General features: G+C 68.5%; 17 protein-coding genes and 1 tRNA gene. 11 read left to right on the forward strand and 7 right to left on the reverse strand.

Translation table 11 applies throughout. The features are described 5' to 3' along the window. Positions 1-78: 78 nt before the first annotated feature. The 3 genes from HCC78_RS01520 to HCC78_RS01530 are packed head-to-tail and all read right to left on the reverse strand — an operon-like array spanning position 79 to position 3375. The gene (locus HCC78_RS01520; protein WP_253948993.1) at positions 79-861 is read right to left on the reverse strand and encodes an ABC transporter permease; all 783 of its coding nucleotides are present in this window, start codon (positions 859-861) and stop codon (positions 79-81) included. 40 nt (positions 862-901) lie between these two features. After that, a complete protein-coding gene (locus tag HCC78_RS01525) occupies positions 902-2110 on the reverse strand; it encodes a glycosyltransferase (protein ID WP_172326974.1) in 1209 nt (402 codons plus the stop codon). Further along, entirely contained in the window at positions 2107-3375 is a 1269-nt protein-coding gene (locus HCC78_RS01530; RefSeq protein WP_172326975.1) for a glycosyltransferase, read from the reverse strand. Before HCC78_RS01530 ends, HCC78_RS01525 begins: the two co-directional genes overlap by 4 nt. A gap of 156 nt (positions 3376-3531) precedes the next feature. Between HCC78_RS01530 and HCC78_RS01535 the strand changes: the two genes are divergently transcribed. After that, positions 3532-4443 (forward strand): glycosyltransferase, encoded by a 912-nt coding sequence (locus HCC78_RS01535; RefSeq protein ID WP_172326976.1) that lies wholly within the window; start codon positions 3532-3534, stop codon positions 4441-4443. A 4-nt stretch (positions 4444-4447) separates the two neighbouring features. Here HCC78_RS01535 and arsC read toward each other — a convergent pair whose 3' ends face one another. Further along, the gene (gene arsC, locus HCC78_RS01540; protein ID WP_172326977.1) at positions 4448-4795 is read right to left on the reverse strand and encodes an arsenate reductase (glutaredoxin); all 348 of its coding nucleotides are present in this window, start codon (positions 4793-4795) and stop codon (positions 4448-4450) included. Positions 4796-4918: 123 nt separating this feature from the next. Between arsC and HCC78_RS01545 the strand changes: the two genes are divergently transcribed. After that, entirely contained in the window at positions 4919-6385 is a 1467-nt protein-coding gene (locus HCC78_RS01545; RefSeq protein WP_172326978.1) for an AMP nucleosidase, read from the forward strand. A gap of 203 nt (positions 6386-6588) precedes the next feature. Next, the gene (locus HCC78_RS01550) at positions 6589-6879 is read left to right on the forward strand and encodes an HU family DNA-binding protein (RefSeq protein WP_172326979.1); all 291 of its coding nucleotides are present in this window, start codon (positions 6589-6591) and stop codon (positions 6877-6879) included. Positions 6880-6929: 50 nt separating this feature from the next. Here the strand turns inward: HCC78_RS01550 and HCC78_RS01555 are convergent, their stop codons facing one another. Continuing rightward, positions 6930-7790, reverse strand: a complete 861-nt coding sequence (locus HCC78_RS01555) for an N-formylglutamate amidohydrolase (RefSeq protein ID WP_172326980.1) — start codon at positions 7788-7790, stop codon at positions 6930-6932. A 168-nt stretch (positions 7791-7958) separates the two neighbouring features. On the opposite strand from HCC78_RS01555, the gene HCC78_RS01560 reads away from it, so the two are divergent. From HCC78_RS01560 to HCC78_RS01580, 5 genes are all read left to right on the forward strand, one after another. Beyond that, a tRNA-Val gene (locus HCC78_RS01560) sits at positions 7959-8033 on the forward strand. An 85-nt stretch (positions 8034-8118) separates the two neighbouring features. Beyond that, positions 8119-8244 (forward strand): type B 50S ribosomal protein L36, encoded by a 126-nt coding sequence (gene ykgO / locus HCC78_RS01565; protein ID WP_010141322.1) that lies wholly within the window; start codon positions 8119-8121, stop codon positions 8242-8244. Between the two features lie 176 nt (positions 8245-8420). Further along, positions 8421-8804, forward strand: a complete 384-nt coding sequence (locus HCC78_RS01570; RefSeq protein ID WP_172326981.1) for an NADH:ubiquinone oxidoreductase subunit NDUFA12 — start codon at positions 8421-8423, stop codon at positions 8802-8804. Positions 8805-8814: 10 nt separating this feature from the next. Further along, the gene (mlaD, locus tag HCC78_RS01575; protein WP_172326982.1) at positions 8815-9258 is read left to right on the forward strand and encodes an outer membrane lipid asymmetry maintenance protein MlaD; all 444 of its coding nucleotides are present in this window, start codon (positions 8815-8817) and stop codon (positions 9256-9258) included. After that, positions 9255-9626 (forward strand): DUF2155 domain-containing protein, encoded by a 372-nt coding sequence (locus HCC78_RS01580; protein WP_172326983.1) that lies wholly within the window; start codon positions 9255-9257, stop codon positions 9624-9626. The genes mlaD and HCC78_RS01580 overlap by 4 nt, the downstream gene beginning before the upstream one ends. Here the strand turns inward: HCC78_RS01580 and aat are convergent. Then, positions 9590-10234, reverse strand: a complete 645-nt coding sequence (gene aat / locus HCC78_RS01585) for a leucyl/phenylalanyl-tRNA--protein transferase (protein WP_371743763.1) — start codon at positions 10232-10234, stop codon at positions 9590-9592. The genes HCC78_RS01580 and aat overlap by 37 nt on opposite strands. A 94-nt stretch (positions 10235-10328) precedes the next feature. Continuing rightward, the gene (locus HCC78_RS01590) at positions 10329-11630 is read right to left on the reverse strand and encodes an NAD(P)-dependent oxidoreductase (protein WP_172326984.1); all 1302 of its coding nucleotides are present in this window, start codon (positions 11628-11630) and stop codon (positions 10329-10331) included. Positions 11631-11833: 203 nt separating this feature from the next. Between HCC78_RS01590 and accB the strand changes: the two genes are divergently transcribed. From accB to HCC78_RS01605, 3 genes are all read left to right on the forward strand, one after another. Further along, entirely contained in the window at positions 11834-12331 is a 498-nt protein-coding gene (gene accB, locus HCC78_RS01595; protein WP_172326985.1) for an acetyl-CoA carboxylase biotin carboxyl carrier protein, read from the forward strand. 5 nt (positions 12332-12336) lie between these two features. After that, the gene (gene accC / locus HCC78_RS01600) at positions 12337-13686 is read left to right on the forward strand and encodes an acetyl-CoA carboxylase biotin carboxylase subunit (protein ID WP_172326986.1); all 1350 of its coding nucleotides are present in this window, start codon (positions 12337-12339) and stop codon (positions 13684-13686) included. Positions 13687-13854: 168 nt separating this feature from the next. Next, positions 13855-15327 (forward strand): NAD-dependent succinate-semialdehyde dehydrogenase, encoded by a 1473-nt coding sequence (locus HCC78_RS01605; protein WP_172326987.1) that lies wholly within the window; start codon positions 13855-13857, stop codon positions 15325-15327. Positions 15328-16295: the final 968 nt, after the last annotated feature.

Raw genomic sequence — 16295 nt, forward strand, 5'->3', positions numbered from 1 at the left:
GCACCCGTCATGCGCAACCTGTCATGACCGCGCATGCCCGGCAGGGCGGAACCGTTCGGGGCCGGAGCCCGCGGGCCGCTACATTTCGTAGAGGATAACACGGTAATAGCGGTTGAGGAAAAATAGTCCGGCCAGCGCGGGAATGGTCGCAAAGAGCGTGATGTACATGAGCGACACGTAGGAGGCGTCGTACTGGTAGTAGACCCCCGACCGCATGATCCCGACGATCTGCAGGATCGGGTTGTACCACAGCCAGTCCTTCAGCACGTCGGGCATCGAATCGTAGGTGAAGAAGACGCCGGAACAGATCATCAGCGGCCGCGTCGCAATCGCCCAGAGCTGCTTCCAGAGGGGATAGAAGGAGAACAGGAAGCAGTTCAGAAGCCCGACCCCGAGCGCCAGCAGCATGATCATGAACAGCGCCAGGGCGATCCGCGGGATGTCCAGGATCATCTCCGGACGGTAGATGAGCATGATGGCGCCGAGCACGATGTAGAAGACCAGCACCTGCATCAGCGCGTTGAGCAGGAACCGCGCCAGGATCGCGTCGATGAAGGTCACGCTGGGATAGGCCAGCAGCGATTTCGAGAAGGAGATCGAGCCGGAGATCTTCGCCTGCAGGTTCGAGTACATCATGAAGGGCAGGATGCCGGTCGCGTAGAACAGCATGAAGTTGTCCCCGACCGGCGGCGTCCTGACAAGCAGCTGGAAGCCGAAGGACAGCACGACGATGCCGAGCGTCGGCTCCAGCACGGCCCAGAGATAGCCCCCGGGCGACTTGCCGTAGGTCGTTGCCATCTCGCGCAGGATGAGCGCGCCGACGACGCGCGGCATGCGGGCAAAGGCGTTCAGCAGGTTCAAGGCGTCCGCGCTCCTTCTCGTTTCGGGGGTCTGTCCGGCATCACAGCGTTTCCAGGAGCACCATAAGCTCCTCCGCCTGATCGGCAAAGCTGCGGCAGGGCACGGGATCCGGATGGCCGTCGCGGTTCTGCAGCTCCTGCCCGAGGATCTCGGACAGCTCCTCGGGGCTGGCGCCGATCGGCAGCCGCCGGGACTTGGCCCGGTGCTCGGTCGCGCCGCCGCCCTCGGTCTGGATCACCCGCACGCCGCGGCTGATCGCTTCGCGCACCACCAGGCCGAAGGTCTCGCGCCACTGCGACAGGAACAGCAGCACGTCGATCGACGCGTAGAACTGGTCGAGCCCGGCCGCCTGCTCGAAGCGCGGATGGATGTTCCAGCGCCCGCGCATGCCCTGGAACATGCTCGGGCGCCACCAGCTTCCGTCGAGCGAGCCGTCGACCACGACCCCGCGGAAATCGGCGCGGTCGAGCCGCTTGAAGGCCTCGCGCACCAGCGGCCAGCCCTTCACCGCCGAAGGACCGCCGACAAAGCCGAAGGTCAGCTCGGACGAGGCGGCCCGCCGCTGTGCCTGGTCGTCGAAGAAGCCCGGGCCGGGGTGGTTGATGCCGTTTTCCAGGATCGCGCTGCGCCGCGCGGGCAGGCCCGAGCGCAGCGACAGTCCGTGCGCGAAGGCGCTGGGGAACGTCACCAGATCGGCCTGGCGAACCGCGGCGAAGAGCTTCTGGTTGCGTTCGTTCAGCTGCGCCCGGCCCGAGACGCAGCCGACGCACTGGCCCAGCCGCACCGGGTCCTGGCCGCAATAGCGCCCGTCGGGCTGCACCATGAACTGCCGCTGGCACAGCCACCAGAAGTCATGCACCGACAGAACCACCGGCAGTCCGAAGCCGCGCAGTCCCGGGATCAGCCCTGCGCCCAGCCCCTGCAGGCAATGCAGATGCGCCACGTCGGCACCGACTTGCGACGCGATCTGCACCACCCGCGCGGTCATCTGGTCGTCCCAGTAGCGCAGGGTCGGCGCCGGGCCCGGCGGCATGTTGATGCGGAACGTGTCGATGCCGTCGCGATGGCTGCGCACCACGGCATAGGGCGGCAGCTCCTCGGCCTGCATCGTCGCCACGGCGCTGACCTGGATGCCCGCGGCCAGGAGGTGGCGGGCCACCTCCTTCGCCACGATGGTCGCCCCTCCGTAATTGTCGGGATCGAAATGCACGTTGACCACGAGAACGTGGCGGAAACGGGCGGAGGTCACGACGCGAGCCACTCCCTGAGCCCGGCATCGGTGACGCGCGCCGCCGCCGGGTCGCTCCATTCGCGGTGCAGTTCCGCCTTCGCCGCACGGCCCAGCTCCCGCCCGCGGTCCTCTCGGGCCGCGAGCGCCTGCAGCGCCGCATCCCAGTCCGCCTCGCCCTGCGCCAGCCAGCCGGTGCGGCCATGGCGCACCGCCGCGGGCAGGTCGCCGACCGGGCTGGCAATGACCGGCCTGCCGGCCGAGGCGGCGTCGAAGACGCGCACCGCGCTCTTGCAGAGATTGAAGGGATCGTTGGCCAGCGGCACCAGCACCGCGTCGGCCTCGGCCAGCTGGGCCAGATAGGCCGGATAGTCCTGGAAGGGCACCGGGAGGATCTGCCGGAGCAGCGACGGGTCCAGCCCGGCATGGTGGTCCAGCCCGTGGCCGATCAGGATCAGCCGCCGGGCCGGATCCGCCGCAAGGAACCGCTCGATTGCCGGACGTGCCACGGCAAGATCGCCCAGCCGCCCGTCCGAGCCGCTGGCCAACGCCAGCGTCAGCCCCGGACCGCCCGCCACCGGCGCCGCCGCGCCGATATCGGCCAGCATGTCGGAATCGGCATAGTTGCGCCTCAGGTAGACCGGGCGCGGCAGGAAGGCGCTGACGGCCTCGATCAGCGCGGGCGTCGAGACGCTGATCGCGTCGCAGGCACCCATCACCGCGAGGATCCCCGGCGCGGCATCGGCGAAATGGCGGGTCAGGATCTCGGGCAGGCTGACCTGCGAGCCGGTGATCGCCGGCACGGAAAACAGCGGATCGTCGAGGTCGTAGAGCACCGGCAGCCCCAGCCGCCGCGCCTCGTAGAGATACATCCAGGTCCGCGCGCCCGGTTCCAGCCGGTAGAGCATCACGTGGCTGGCCATCTGCAGCGCGGTCAGGGACTCCGCCTCGTCGCGGTGGTCGGCCGCGGAGAACCCCATGCCGCAGGCGCGGGCGAGGCCGCTCATCTGGTCGACGCGGTAGCGGGTGCATTGCGGCAGGCTGGCCTCGGCGATCACCGCCAGGTGGCGGCGGGCGGCAGCGCGTTCGCCGCCGAAGAAGACGCCGTTCTTCGCGAGATGCTGCCAGGTCGGCCCCAGCGCATAGACCGAGCGCGCGGCCGCGCCGAATCCGACCGCCTTGCCGACCGTGGTCTGCGCCAGCCTGATCCGGCCGTAATTCGCGACCCGGCCGAGAGCGGCGCGCGTTCCCTCTTCGCGGGCGATGGCGCGGAGCCGCGTCGCCAACGGAAGCGGATTTGGGACACCATATGCCATCTCGACCCCGCACTTTACCTGCGTTTACAGGTACACCTCCGGAGGCTGCGGAGCAATTCCCTCCCTTGCCGCATGCGGGAATTCCGCCATAACGGAGCTCCGGAACGGGCGGGAACGGAAGACACGATGGAAGAGATAACGATCCTGCTCTGCAGCTACAACGGCGCCGCGCATCTCGGCGAGCAGCTGGACAGCTTCTCCGCCCAGACCTGGAGCAACTGGCGGCTGGCGATCGGCGACGACGGCTCTCGCGATGCCACGCTGGACATCGCCGCGCGCTTCCGCGATCCGGCGGGACGGCCGCCGCGGATCGTTGCCGGGCCGCAACAGGGCTTCGCCGCCAATTTCCTCAATCTCGTCTGCAACGCCACGGACGAACCGGGCCATGTCGCGCTGAGCGACCAGGACGATGTCTGGTTTCCCGCCAAGCTGGAGCGCGCGATGGCGCTGCTGGCCGGGACCGACCCCGAGATTCCGGCACTGGCCTGCGGGCGGACGATGCTGACCGACGAGGCGCTGCGCCCGCTCGGACCTTCGCGGCGCCACCGCCATTTCGCCTTCGGCAATGCGCTGGTGCAGAACGTGGTCGCCGGGAACACCATCGTCCTCAACCCGGCGGCCCACCGGCTGATGCGCGCGGCGGGGATGCAAGCCGTGCCGTATCACGACTGGTGGTGCTACCTGATGGTGACCGGCGCGGGCGGACGGATCCTCTACGATCCCGAGCCATGCATGTCCTACCGCCAGCACCCCGAGAACGTGCAGGGCGAGAATCTCAGCCTCGGCGCGGTGCTCCGGCGCGCCCGCGACTTCGGCGGGGGGACCTGGCGCCGCTGGTTCGAGGCCAACATCGCCGCGCTGGAGGCCTGCCGCCACCTGCTGGCCGAGGAGAACCGGGCGCGGCTCGACGCGTTTCTCGCCCATGACCGCAGCACCGCCGCGGGGCGCGCCCGCGCGCTGGCGGCGCTGGCGGCCTGGCGGCAGAGGAAGATCGAGACCGTCGCGCTCTATGGCGGGACGCTGCTCGGATCGGCCTGAGCGGTCAGAGGATCTCGTCCAGGCGGTCCAGCGGACGGCACAGCCGCACGCCCTTGGGCGAGGCCACGATCGGCCGCTCGACCAGCACAGGCTCGGCCACCATCGCATCCAGGATCGCATCCGGATCGGCGCCGGGTCCGTCGATGCCCAGTTCGGCCGCGCGCCCGCCCTTGGTCCTCAGCGCCTCGGCAGGCGCGAGCCCGGCCACCGCGAACAGCGCCTGCAGCTGCGGCTTCGTCCAGCCGGTCTTCAGGTACTCGACCACGACGGGCTCCTGCCCCGCGGCGCGGATCGCCTCCAGCGCCTTGCGCGAGGTTCCGCATTTCGGGTTGTGGTGAATCACGATCGTCATGATGCCTCTCCTGCTGTGGCCTGCCCTGCGGCGCGCCGTCATGGGCTTATCACTTGTCTCCCGAGCGGGCACTGTGCCAGCGTGCCGCCAGGCCCGGCGCCCAATGCCGCGACAGGAGACCCGATGACCCAGACCATGCCCCTCGAGACGCCGCCCGACCGGCCGCACCGCACCTTCAACGATGCCGCCGAGGCCGTGGCCTGCCTCCAGGAGCTCTATGACGAGGCGAAGGCCTTCCTGTCGGACCGCTTCGCGGCGGCCGTCACCGGCGGCTCGACGGAGGCGCGCTTCCGCGCCTACTATCCCGAGGTCCGCGCGGTGATGACCAGCTACGCCTCGGCCGACAGCCGGCTGAGCTTCGGCCACGTGACCGAACCGGGCCGCTATGCCACGACCATCACCCGGCCCGACCTGTTCGAGGGCTACCTGACCTCCCAGATCGGCCTGCTGCTGCGCAACCACGGCGTGCCGATCCAGGTCGGCTGGTCCACGACGCCGATGCCGATCCATTTCGCCGCCGCCGGCCAGAAGGTGCCGCAGGAAGGCGCGCTGGACTTCCCGCTGCGCGACATCTTCGACGTGCCGGACCTGGCCACGACCAATGACGACATCGTCAACGGCTATGCGGTGACGCTGGAGGACGGCTCGATCCCCTTCGCGCCCTTCACCGCGCAGCGCATCGACTACTCCCTGGCGCGGCTGGCGCATTACACCGCCACCGATCCCTCGCATTTCCAGAACCACGTGCTGTTCACGAACTACCAGTTCTATGTCGAGGAGTTCGAGGCGATCGCGCGCCAGGCGCTGGCCGATCCGGAGTCGGGCTACACGTCCTTCGTCGGCCCGGGCAATTCCGAGATCACCGGCCCCGAGGGCGAGCTGATGCGGCTCGCCAAGATGCCCCAGATGCCGACCTACCATCTCAAGCGCGAGGGACAGGCCGGGATCACGCTGGTCAATATCGGCGTCGGCCCGTCGAACGCGAAGACCGCGACCGACCACATCGCCGTGCTGCGCCCGCATGCCTGGATCATGGTCGGCCATTGCGCGGGCCTCCGGAACTCGCAGCGGCTGGGCGATTTCGTCCTGGCCCATGCCTATCTGCGCGAGGACCACGTGCTCGACGACGACCTGCCGGTCTGGGTGCCGATCCCGGCGCTGGCCGAGATCCAGACCTCGCTGGAACAGGCGGTGGAGGAAATCACCGAGCTGAAGGACTTCGAGCTGAAGCGGATCATGCGCACCGGCACGGTGGCGACGATCGACAACCGGAACTGGGAGCTGCGCGACCAGTCCGGCCCGGTGAAGCGGCTCAGCCAGTGCCGTGCCGTCGCGCTCGACATGGAGTCCGCCACGATCGCCGCCAACGGCTTCCGCTTCCGGGTGCCCTACGGCACGCTGCTCTGCGTCTCGGACAAGCCGCTGCACGGCGAGCTGAAGCTGCCCGGCATGGCCTCGGACTTCTACAACACGCAGGTTTCGAGGCACCTGAGGATCGGGATCCGGGCCATGGAGATCCTGCGCGACATGCCGCTGGAGCGAATCCATTCCCGGAAACTGCGCAGCTTCAACGAAACGGCCTTCCTCTGAGCGCTGCCAGGCTGGTGCATAATTGCAACAAATCTGCGCGGGGAGCGGCCCCGGACCGCTCCCCGGAGGCCTCCGGACCACAATTTCTGTGGGCAAATCCGCCGATCCTGCCGAAAACCTTTGTAAAGCGATTGAGTAGCTGATTCCCTTAGTTCTAAGGTGGGCGCCAAACCAAGAACCATACAGGCACAAGGAACATGACCGTGACCAAACCGCTGACCAAGACCCAGCTCGTGGCTGCCGTGGCAGAGGCCATGGAGACCGACAAGAAGACCGCGACCGCTGCGCTCGACGCAATCGCGGACATCATCACCTCCGAGGTCGCCAAGGGCGGCGCCGTGACCCTCCCGGGCGTCGGCAAGATCTTCTGCCGCGAGCGCCCCGAGCGCATGGTCCGCAACCCGGCCACCGGCGAGCAGATCAAGAAGGAAGCCGACCGCCAGGTGAAGGTCACCATCGCGAAGGCCCTGAAGGACGTCGTCAACGCCGCCTGATGCGGCCCTGACACGCGCGCCGCGGCCCCCGCAGGGGGCCCCGGCAGACCCTATTCGGCAGCCAGCGGCATCTGCGGCCGCGCGAGCCCCGCCACTTCCGCGATCAGCCGCGACATCACCCGACGCATCCGCGCGAAGCCCTCATGCGGCACCAGCGTGCGCTCGTCCATGTAGAGCGACCTGTCCAGCTCCACCTGCACCACGCTCTGCATCGAGGACGGCCGTCCGTAGCGCTGCGAGATGTAGGCCCCGGCAAACGGCGTGTTGCGCGCCACCACCAGGCCCTCCGATTCGAACACCGCCTCGATCGCCGCCGTCACGTCCGGATCCGCCGAGGCGCCGAAGCGGTCGCCCAGCACGACATCCGGCAGCCGGTCCATCGACATGCAGTGATGTTCGATCGCCTCGTGCGGCATCGAATGGCAATCCACCAGAATCACCCGTCCGAAGGCCTCGCGCTGGCTGGCCAGCAGCCCCTGCAGCGCGTCGTGATAGGGATGCCAGTGCTCCGACAGCCGTGCCTGCGCCTCTTCGATCGGCAGCCGCCCGCGATAGATCGCGCGCCCGCCTGCCACGACGCGGGGAATCACTCCGAGCCCGGAGGTCACCCGCGGATTGTGCGCCTGGCGCCGGACGCCGTGAATCAGCGCCGGATCCAGTTCGTCGGCGGCGCGGTTGAGATCGACATAGGCCCGCGGCGTGCGCGCGGTCAGCAGCGGCACCCCGAGTCGCGGCGCATCGGCGATCAGCTTGTCGACAAAGGCGTCTTCGGAGGATCTCAGCGTGTGCGCATCGAGAACGGAGGCCTCCAGGAAGGCCTCTCCGTAGCCGCGTCCGGAATGGGGGGAAGCGAAAATGGCGCCCGAGAGCGGCGTTTCCGGCAGGTACAGGTCGAAATGGGTCTTCTGCATCGGCACTCCTCAGACTTTCCTTATAGTCAGATTCTTTTCTCTGTCGAAAGGGCTTGCACCCCCCGGCGACTCTGATTAGAAGCCCCCCACCGACGCCGAGCAGCAGCGGAACGGAACGGAAGGCAGTGCCCGAAGGACCGGAAAACTGAGGCAGAGCGGAAGGCTAGTGGGCGGTTAGCTCAGCGGTAGAGCACTACGTTGACATCGTAGGGGTCACAAGTTCGATCCTTGTACCGCCCACCATTGCCTCCTCGGATAACCGGCCCCCGTTTCGGGGGCCTTTGGCTTCAACCAGGCGCGGACGCGCCGCGAAATGAGGAGAAAGGCCATGAAGGTCCGTAACTCGCTCCGCTCGCTGAAGCAGCGTCATCGCGACTGCCGCGTTGTGCGCCGCAAAGGCCGGGTGTACGTGATCAACAAGACCCAGCGCCGCTTCAAGGCACGCCAGGGCTGACCGATCAGCATCTACGACGTCAAAGCCGCCCCTCGGGCGGCTTTTGCGTTTCCTGAACCTTTTTCCGTCACGCCTTCGGCACCGGGCCGCGAGCGGTGCGCCACTTGCGACGGTCTGGCACTGGCCATTATAAGGTTGCAGGTCCATATCTGGGCTGACCGGAAGAAGGGATCCCCATGGCGCTCGTCGATACGCTCAAGCAGGCCGTCACCTGGTGGAACGGCCAGACCCTCGGCACGAAGATCTTCACCAACCGCCACGGCCGCAAGGTCGGCGAGGACGAGCAGGGCAACATCTTCTACCAGACCGAGGACGGCAAGCGCCGCTGGGTCATCTACAACGGCGAGGCCGAGGCCAGCCGCGTGTCGCCCGACTGGCACGGCTGGCTGCACCACACCTGGGACGAGCCGCCCTCCGACCGCCCCCTGGCGCACAAGCCCTGGGAAAAGCCGCATATCGAGAACCTGACCGGCACGGTCATGGCCTATGCGCCCGCCGGCTCGATCCGCCAGCCCGCGCCCGCGGCCCGCAGCGACTACGACGCCTGGTCGCCCGAATAAGGGAATCCCCATGTCCGAGAATGTCACCGAAGTCGCCGTCGGCGGAGCCGTGCTTGCCGTGGCCGCAGCCTTCCTGTTCTACGCGCTCGGTTCGGCCGGCAGCATCGGCAGCACCGCCGGCTATCCGCTGACCGCCAGCTTCCGCTCCGCCGAGGGAATCGGCGTCGGCACCGATGTCCGCATGGCCGGGGTGAAGATCGGCTCGGTCACCGGGATGGATCTGAACGCCCAGACCTTCCGCGCCGAGGCCACGGTGCAGATCAACAACGGCATCGAGCTGCCCGACGACAGCGCCATCGTGATCTCCTCCGAAGGCCTGCTGGGCGGGAATTTCGTCGAGGTCCTGCCCGGCGGCTCCGCCTACAACTACAAGTCCGGCGACGAGGTGCTCGACACCCAGGGCGCCGTCAGCCTGATCAGCCTCCTGATGAAATTCGTGGGCGGCGGGGAATGATCCTGCACCGCCTCCTGGCGGCGGCGGTCCTTGCCCTGCCGATGGCCGCGCAGGCCCAGGAAGACGTTCCGGTGGTCACCGAGCCCTTCGCCATCCTGCGCGGGCTCGACCGGCTGTCGGGCGAGCTGACCGAATTCCAGGTCCAGGCGGGCGGCACCGCGATCTACCGCGACCTCGTCGTCTCGGTGGCGGAATGCCGGGTGCCGCGCGACAACCCCTCGGGCGACGCATATGCCTACCTGACGATCCAGGACCGCCGCGCCTCCGAGCCGAATTTCCAGGGCTGGATGGTGGCCTCCTCGCCGGCGCTGAACGCGCTCGACCACATGCGCTACGACGTCTGGCTCATCCGCTGCAGCAATTCCTGAGGCGACGGCACCGGCGCGTCCGCGTCGAAGCGCGCGCGCCGCACCAGCGCGCGGGCTAGCAGCCGGCGGTAGTCGCGCCGCGAAATCTCCTGCGCGCCGAGCGAGCGCAGGTGCGGCGTGACGAACTGCGTGTCGAACAGCTCGAATCCCTGCCCCTTCAGCCGGTCGACCAGATAGGCCAGCGCCAGCTTCGAGGCATCGGTGCGGCGCGAGAACATGCTCTCGCCGAAAAACGCTCCGCCGAGGCTGACGCCGTAGACCCCGCCGACCAGCGCGTCGCCGTCGCGGATCTCGATCGAATGGCCGAAGCCCAGCCGGTGGAGCTCGCAATAGAGCTCGAAGATCCCGTCGTTGATCCAGGTTTCCTCCCGGTCGGCGCAGCAGGAGAGCACGCCGGCGAAGTCGCGGTCGAAGCTGACCTGGAACTCCGCCCGCCGGATCGTCTTCGCCAGCGAGCGCGAGATGTGGAACCCGTCGAGCGGAAGGATACCGCGGCGGCGCGGATCGACCCAGAAGATCTCCGGGTCGTCGCGGCTCTCGGCCATCGGGAACACGCCCATCGCGTAGGCGCGCAGCAGGATTTCGGGCGTAAGGTGCATGCTGTCCATGGTCACCGCGTGACTTGTCACCGGCCACCCGGCCAATCAAGCGCAAAGCTCCGGCGGACGCCAGAGACATTCTGTCCCCCGCCGCCCGGGCGCGTCAGGCCGCCGCCAGCGCGCGGTGGATGTCCTCCGCCGCGTCGCGCCCCTGCGCCACCGCCTCGACGGTCAGGTCGCTGCCCCCTGTGGCGCAGTCGCCGCCCGCCCAGACGCCCGCGACGGAACTGCGTCCGCCCGGGCCGATGGCGATCTTGCCGCCTTCCAGGCGCAGCCCGCCCGGCACGTCCTCCAGGCACTGGCCGATCGCCTTGAACACCTGGTCGGCCGGCAGGCGGAAGGTGGTGCCCTCGGTGCGCAGGAACTCCACCTCCGCCACCGCGCCGTCGCCATGCAGCTTCAGCGGCTCCGCCCCGGTGACCACGCGCACGCCCTTGGAGGCCGCGTGCTGGCGCTCGTGGGCGTGCAGGCTCATCTCCTCCTCGGAGCGGCGGTAGACCATGGTGACGGATTGCGCGCCGAGCAGCTTGGCCTGCACTGCGGTTTCCAGCGCGGTCATGCCGCCGCCGATCACCACCACGTCGCGGCCGACCGGGATTTCCTGCCAGCCCTGCTGGCGCAGGCCCGCGATGAAATCGACCGCGTCATGGACGTTGGCCTTCCCGGCGCCTTCCGCGCGCAGCGCGTTCACCCCGGCCAGCCCGACCGACAGGAACACCGCGTCGAATTCCTCCTGCAGGCCCTGCAGCGTGATGTCCCGGCCCAGATGCATTCCGGTGCGCAGCTCGATCCCGCCGGTGGAGAGCAGCCAGGCCACCTCCTGCTGGGCGAAGCCCGCGGGCGTCTTGTAGGCGGCGATGCCGTACTCGTTGAGCCCGCCGGCCTTGGCGCGGCTTTCCATCAGCACCACCTCGTGGCCGAGAAGCGCCAGCCGGTGCGCGCAGGCCAGCCCGGCCGGGCCGCCGCCCACCACCGCGACGCGCCGGCCCGTCGGTGCGGCACGGACAAAGGGCGGCGCCCCGGCCTCCATCGCCAGGTCGGTTGCATAGCGCTGCAGCCGGGCGATCTTCACCGGGCCGCCCTCCTCCACCGGACAGGCGCCCTCGCAGAGCATGTCCGCCGGACAGACCCGGGCGCAGATGCTGCCGAGGATGTTCGCTTCCAGGATCGCCGCCGCGGCACCCTCGGGATCGCCGTCGCGGATCCGCCCGATGAAGCCCGGCACGTCGATCCGCGCCGCGCAGGCGGAAACGCAGGGCGCATCCGCGCAGAACAGGCAGCGCGCGGCCTCGGCGGCTGCCTGCGCGGCGCCCAGACGGCCCTGGGGATCGGCGAAGTTCCGCGCTAGGGACTCGGCATCGAGGCGGCTGGAAACGATGCCGGGCGTGCTCTGGTCATGGGCCATCTGGGCGGTCTCCCCGTGGGTTCTGTCAGGTCACAACTCCGTTAAAGCCCGCAGCCCGGCCGCACATTGAGCGAAATCAAGCGAATCTGCCGCATGGATCCGGCCAAAGCTGCCTGCGACAGCTTTCCACTCCCCGAAAGCTGCCATATATGACCGGACCAAGACGGGCGTTCAGCCCACAGATTGGATCTAACGAGGCACGCATGACCGATAATCCGCACGGCGCCGATGTGGCGTTCATCGAAGCTCTGGCGAAGCTGCTGCGGGAGAACGACCTGAGCGATCTCGAGGTCAAGCGCGAATACGGCGAGGATGACAGCCTGACCGTCCGCGTCAGCCGCACCATGACCGTCGCCCCCGCGCCCGCCGTCGTCCATGCCGCAGCCCCCGCCCCGGCCGCCGCGCCCGCCCCGGCAGCGCCCGCCGCAGCCGCACCGGCCGCCGCGCAGGAAGACCCCGCCGCGCATCCCGGCGCAGTCACCTCGCCGATGGTCGGCACGGTCTACCTGCAGCCCGAACCCGGCGCCGCCTCCTTCGTCTCGGTCGGCAGCGAGGTCCAGGCGGGCCAGACGCTGCTGATCATCGAAGCCATGAAGACGATGAACCAGATCCCGGCGCCCAAGGGCGGAACGGTCAAGCGCATCCTCATCGAGGACGGCAGCCCGGTCGAGTTCGGCGCCCCGCTGATGATCATCGAGTAAGCCCCATGTTCAGCAAGATCCTGATCGCCAACCGCGGCGAGATCGCGCTCCGCATCATCCGGGCCTGCCGCGAGATGGGCATCGCCTCGGTCGCGGTCCATTCCACCGCCGACGCCGATGCGATGCATGTCCGCATGGCCGATGAAAGCGTCTGCATCGGTCCGCCCCCGGGCACCGACAGCTACCTGCACATCGCCTCGATCATCTCGGCCTGCGAAATCTCGGGCGCCGAGGCGATCCATCCCGGCTACGGCTTCCTGTCCGAGAACGCCAATTTCGTCCAGATCGTCCAGGACCACGGGCTGACCTTCATCGGCCCGACCGCGGACCACATCCGCATCATGGGCGACAAGATCACCGCCAAGGACACGATGAGGAATCTGGGCGTGCCCTGCGTCCCCGGCTCCGACGGCGGCGTGCCGACGCTGGAAGAGGCCCGCATCGTGGCCGCCGAGATCGGCTATCCGGTGATCATCAAGGCGACCGCCGGCGGCGGCGGCCGCGGCATGAAGCTCGCCAAGACTGCCGACGACATCGAATACGCCTTCCAGACCGCGCGCTCCGAGGCGAAATCCGCCTTCGGCAATGACGAGGTCTACATCGAGAAGTACCTGGGCAAGCCCCGCCACATCGAGATCCAGGTCTTCGGCGACGGCAAGGGCAAGGCCGTGCATCTGGGCGAACGCGACTGCTCGCTGCAGCGCCGCCACCAGAAGGTCTTCGAGGAGGCCCCCGGCCCCTGCATCGCCGCCGAGACCCGCGCGCGCATCGGCAAGACCTGCGCCGAAGCCGTGGCTGCGATCAACTATGCCGGCGCCGGCACGATCGAGTTCCTCTACGAGGACGGCGAGTTCTACTTCATCGAGATGAACACCCGCCTGCAGGTGGAGCATCCGGTGACCGAGGCCGTCTACGGCGTCGACCTGGTGCGCGAGCAGATCCGCGTCGCGGCAGGGCTGCCGATGGAATTCGTGCAGGAAGACTTGGTGCCCCATGGCCACGCCATCGAGGTCCGGATCAATGCCGAGCGCCTGCCGAATTTCGCGCCCTGCCCGGGCCGGGTCACCGCCTATCACCCGCCGGGCGGCCTCGGCGTGCGGATGGACAGCGCGCTCTATGACGGCTACGCGATCCCGCCCTATTACGACAGCCTGATCGGCAAGCTGATCGTGCATGGCCGCGACCGCGACGAGGCGATCGCCCGGCTGCGCCGCTCCCTGGGCGAACTGATCGTCGACGGCATCGACACCACCGTGCCGCTCTTCCCGATGCTGCTCACCGAGCCCGACATCCTGAAGGGCGACTACACGATCCACTGGCTCGAGAAGTGGCTCGAGGAAAAGGTCCAGTCCTGAGGAACTGCGGCGGCTCCGGCCGCCGCTTCCGCATTCTGGCCCCATCGAAATCCCGAAGATGGGACCAGCCGATCCGGCCCGCGGCGTTGACTTTCCGCCCAGCGGCCCCACCCTGCCCGGCAAGCCCGGCGCCCTTGCGCCATGACGACCCGAGGACAGGAAGATCCCATGACGACGCTAGCCGCCCGCCTTTCCAATTCCGACCTGCTGGTCACTTCCGCGCTGGTCGCGGGCAAGTGGATCAGCGCCGCGGAGGCCGCGAAGACCTTCGAGGTGACGAACCCCGCCACCGGCGAGGTGATCGCCGTGCTGCCCGATCTGGGCGTGGCCGAGACAAAGGACGCCATCGACGCGGCCTATGAGGCGCAGAAGCCCTGGGCCGCGAAGACCGGCAAGGAGCGCGCGCATGTGCTGCGCAAGTGGTTCGACCTGATGATGGCGAACCAGGATGACCTCGCCGCGATCCTGACCGCCGAGATGGGCAAGCCGCTGGCCGAAGCCAAGGGCGAAATTTCCTACGGCGCATCCTTCATCGAGTGGTTCGGCGAGGAAGCCAAGCGCATCTACGGCGACCTGATCCCCGGCCACCAGCCGGACAAGCGCATCATGGTGATGAAGCAGCCCGTCGGCGTCGTCGCTTCTATCACGCCCTGGAACTTCCCCAACGCGATGATCGCCCGCAAGGTCGCCCCGGCGCTGGCCGTGGGGTGCACCTTCGTCTCGCGCCCCGCCTCGGAGACGCCGCTTTCCGCGCTGGTAATGGCCAAGCTCGCCGAAGAGGCCGGCGTGCCCGCGGGCGTGTTCAGCGTCGTGACCTCGTCCTCGGCCTCGGAGGTCGGCCAGGAATTCTGCTCCAACCCCAAGGTGCGCAAGCTGACCTTCACCGGCTCGACCAATGTCGGGCGCATCCTGATGAAGCAGTCCGCCGAACAGATCCAGAAGACCTCGATGGAGCTCGGCGGCAACGCGCCCTTCATCGTCTTCGACGATGCCGATCTGGATGCCGCGGTCGAAGGCGCGATGATCTGCAAGTTCCGCAACAACGGCCAGACCTGCGTCTGCGCCAACCGGATCTACGTGCAGGCCGGGGTCTATGACGCCTTCGCCGAGAAGCTGACCAAGGCCGTCGAGGCGATGAAGGTCGGCAACGGCTTCGACGAGGGCGTGGTCGCCGGGCCGCTGATCTCGGAAAAGGCGGTGAAGAAGGTCGAGGAGCATATCGCCGACGCGACCTCGAAGGGGGCCTCGGTCGTCACGGGCGGCAAGCCGCACGAGCTGGGCGGGACGTTCTTCCAGCCGACCGTGCTGACCGGCGTGACCAAGGAGATGCAGGTGTCGACCGACGAGACCTTCGGCCCGGTCGCGCCCCTGTTCAAGTTCGACACGGTCGAGGACGTGATCGAGCAGGCCAATGACACGATCTTCGGCCTGGCCTCGTATTTCTACGCCAACGACCTCGCCCGCGTCTTCCGCGTCGCCGAGGCGCTGGAATATGGCATCGTCGGCGTCAACACCGGGATCATCTCCACCGAGGTCGCGCCCTTCGGCGGCGTCAAGCAGTCCGGCCAGGGCCGCGAAGGCTCGAAATACGGCGTCGAGGACTACCTGGAGCTGAAATACGTCTGCCTCGGCGGCGTCTGACGGCGAGGCCCCGGCCGACATGGCCGGGGCGCACCCTCCGGAATTCCGCGCCAACCCCGGGAGCGATCCCGGTGCCCGCGCGTCCGCGGTGGTTCGACGGCGATGCCGGGAATGGTCCATTTCTTCGCGCCGACGGCAATCCGGGTCCGCATGGACGTCGGCGCCAAGGATCGATCCGGCGTCATGCCAACGGCTCGACCGGACCATTGACCTGCGCCCCCGGATACCCAGGCGGATCGCGGCCGGGGAGCTGTCTGGCATCGCCTTGACCACTCCCCATGCCGCGGCACTCTTTGCCGCCGTCCATGGCCATGTTCAGACACACCGCCCCATCGGACGAGTGCCGCTCGCCACCGGACGAAGGGCCGACACGGACCGGCCGGGCTGCGGCAGGCGCGGCGATCGCCGCCCTGCGTCTCGGCGCGGACAGCATCGCCTGTGGCGGCCCGGGCACCAGCGGCCGGATCTATTTGGATGCAGCGCCGCGGCTCGGCCAGGGGAAAGCCCTGCCGTCGAAAGGCCTGCCCATTGATGGGGGTCGCCGGTGGCCCCGGTCACCGCGGACGAAACCGAACTGCCGTCGCCCCGTTCACCACGCTCCTGGCCCGCCCGGCGTTGCCCCCGCATCCATCTTTTGTTGGCGCCCCTTTCGGCATGTCCGCCTTCCCGAGCCTGCAGCCCGGCTTCGGAGCGGCCGCAGATCCCGGCACCCTGCCGCACCCGGGACCGAGTGCGGCGCTTCCGGCGGCCCGCGCGATGCGCTTCGAGTTCGGATCGCAGCCGCACGGCCCACCGGTTGGCTGCACCTCCGGCAAGGACCGGCCACGCAGCCTGCACAGTCCTGCCGATATCGATTGAACAGGCTGCATCTCTCGTCCGGCACCGGAGTCTGCTGGGACCGTCCAGAAACCGCTTCGGAACCGGCCCCCTTGCCTGACCTGTCGCCATGTCTCGAACTGCCAGGCATC

This window comes from Mangrovicoccus sp. HB161399 (assembly GCF_013184745.1).
In the GTDB taxonomy this organism is placed as follows: Bacteria; Pseudomonadota; Alphaproteobacteria; order Rhodobacterales; family Rhodobacteraceae; genus Mangrovicoccus.

What these genes read in the sequence shown, in the direction of transcription:
- HCC78_RS01555 (WP_172326980.1), bottom strand. Translation starts at nt 7,790, where the DNA reads ATGCAGAAGACCCATTTCGACCTGTACCTGCCGGAAACGCCGCTCTCG.
- HCC78_RS01580 (WP_172326983.1), top strand. Translation starts at nt 9,255, where the DNA reads ATGATCCTGCACCGCCTCCTGGCGGCGGCGGTCCTTGCCCTGCCGATG.
- HCC78_RS01535 (WP_172326976.1), top strand. Translation starts at nt 3,532, where the DNA reads ATGGAAGAGATAACGATCCTGCTCTGCAGCTACAACGGCGCCGCGCAT.
- aat (WP_371743763.1), bottom strand. Translation starts at nt 10,234, where the DNA reads ATGGACAGCATGCACCTTACGCCCGAAATCCTGCTGCGCGCCTACGCG.
- accC (WP_172326986.1), top strand. Translation starts at nt 12,337, where the DNA reads ATGTTCAGCAAGATCCTGATCGCCAACCGCGGCGAGATCGCGCTCCGC.
- arsC (WP_172326977.1), bottom strand. Translation starts at nt 4,795, where the DNA reads ATGACGATCGTGATTCACCACAACCCGAAATGCGGAACCTCGCGCAAG.
- HCC78_RS01545 (WP_172326978.1), top strand. Translation starts at nt 4,919, where the DNA reads ATGACCCAGACCATGCCCCTCGAGACGCCGCCCGACCGGCCGCACCGC.
- HCC78_RS01590 (WP_172326984.1), bottom strand. Translation starts at nt 11,630, where the DNA reads ATGGCCCATGACCAGAGCACGCCCGGCATCGTTTCCAGCCGCCTCGAT.
- mlaD (WP_172326982.1), top strand. Translation starts at nt 8,815, where the DNA reads ATGTCCGAGAATGTCACCGAAGTCGCCGTCGGCGGAGCCGTGCTTGCC.
- HCC78_RS01570 (WP_172326981.1), top strand. Translation starts at nt 8,421, where the DNA reads ATGGCGCTCGTCGATACGCTCAAGCAGGCCGTCACCTGGTGGAACGGC.
- accB (WP_172326985.1), top strand. Translation starts at nt 11,834, where the DNA reads ATGACCGATAATCCGCACGGCGCCGATGTGGCGTTCATCGAAGCTCTG.
- HCC78_RS01605 (WP_172326987.1), top strand. Translation starts at nt 13,855, where the DNA reads ATGACGACGCTAGCCGCCCGCCTTTCCAATTCCGACCTGCTGGTCACT.
- ykgO (WP_010141322.1), top strand. Translation starts at nt 8,119, where the DNA reads ATGAAGGTCCGTAACTCGCTCCGCTCGCTGAAGCAGCGTCATCGCGAC.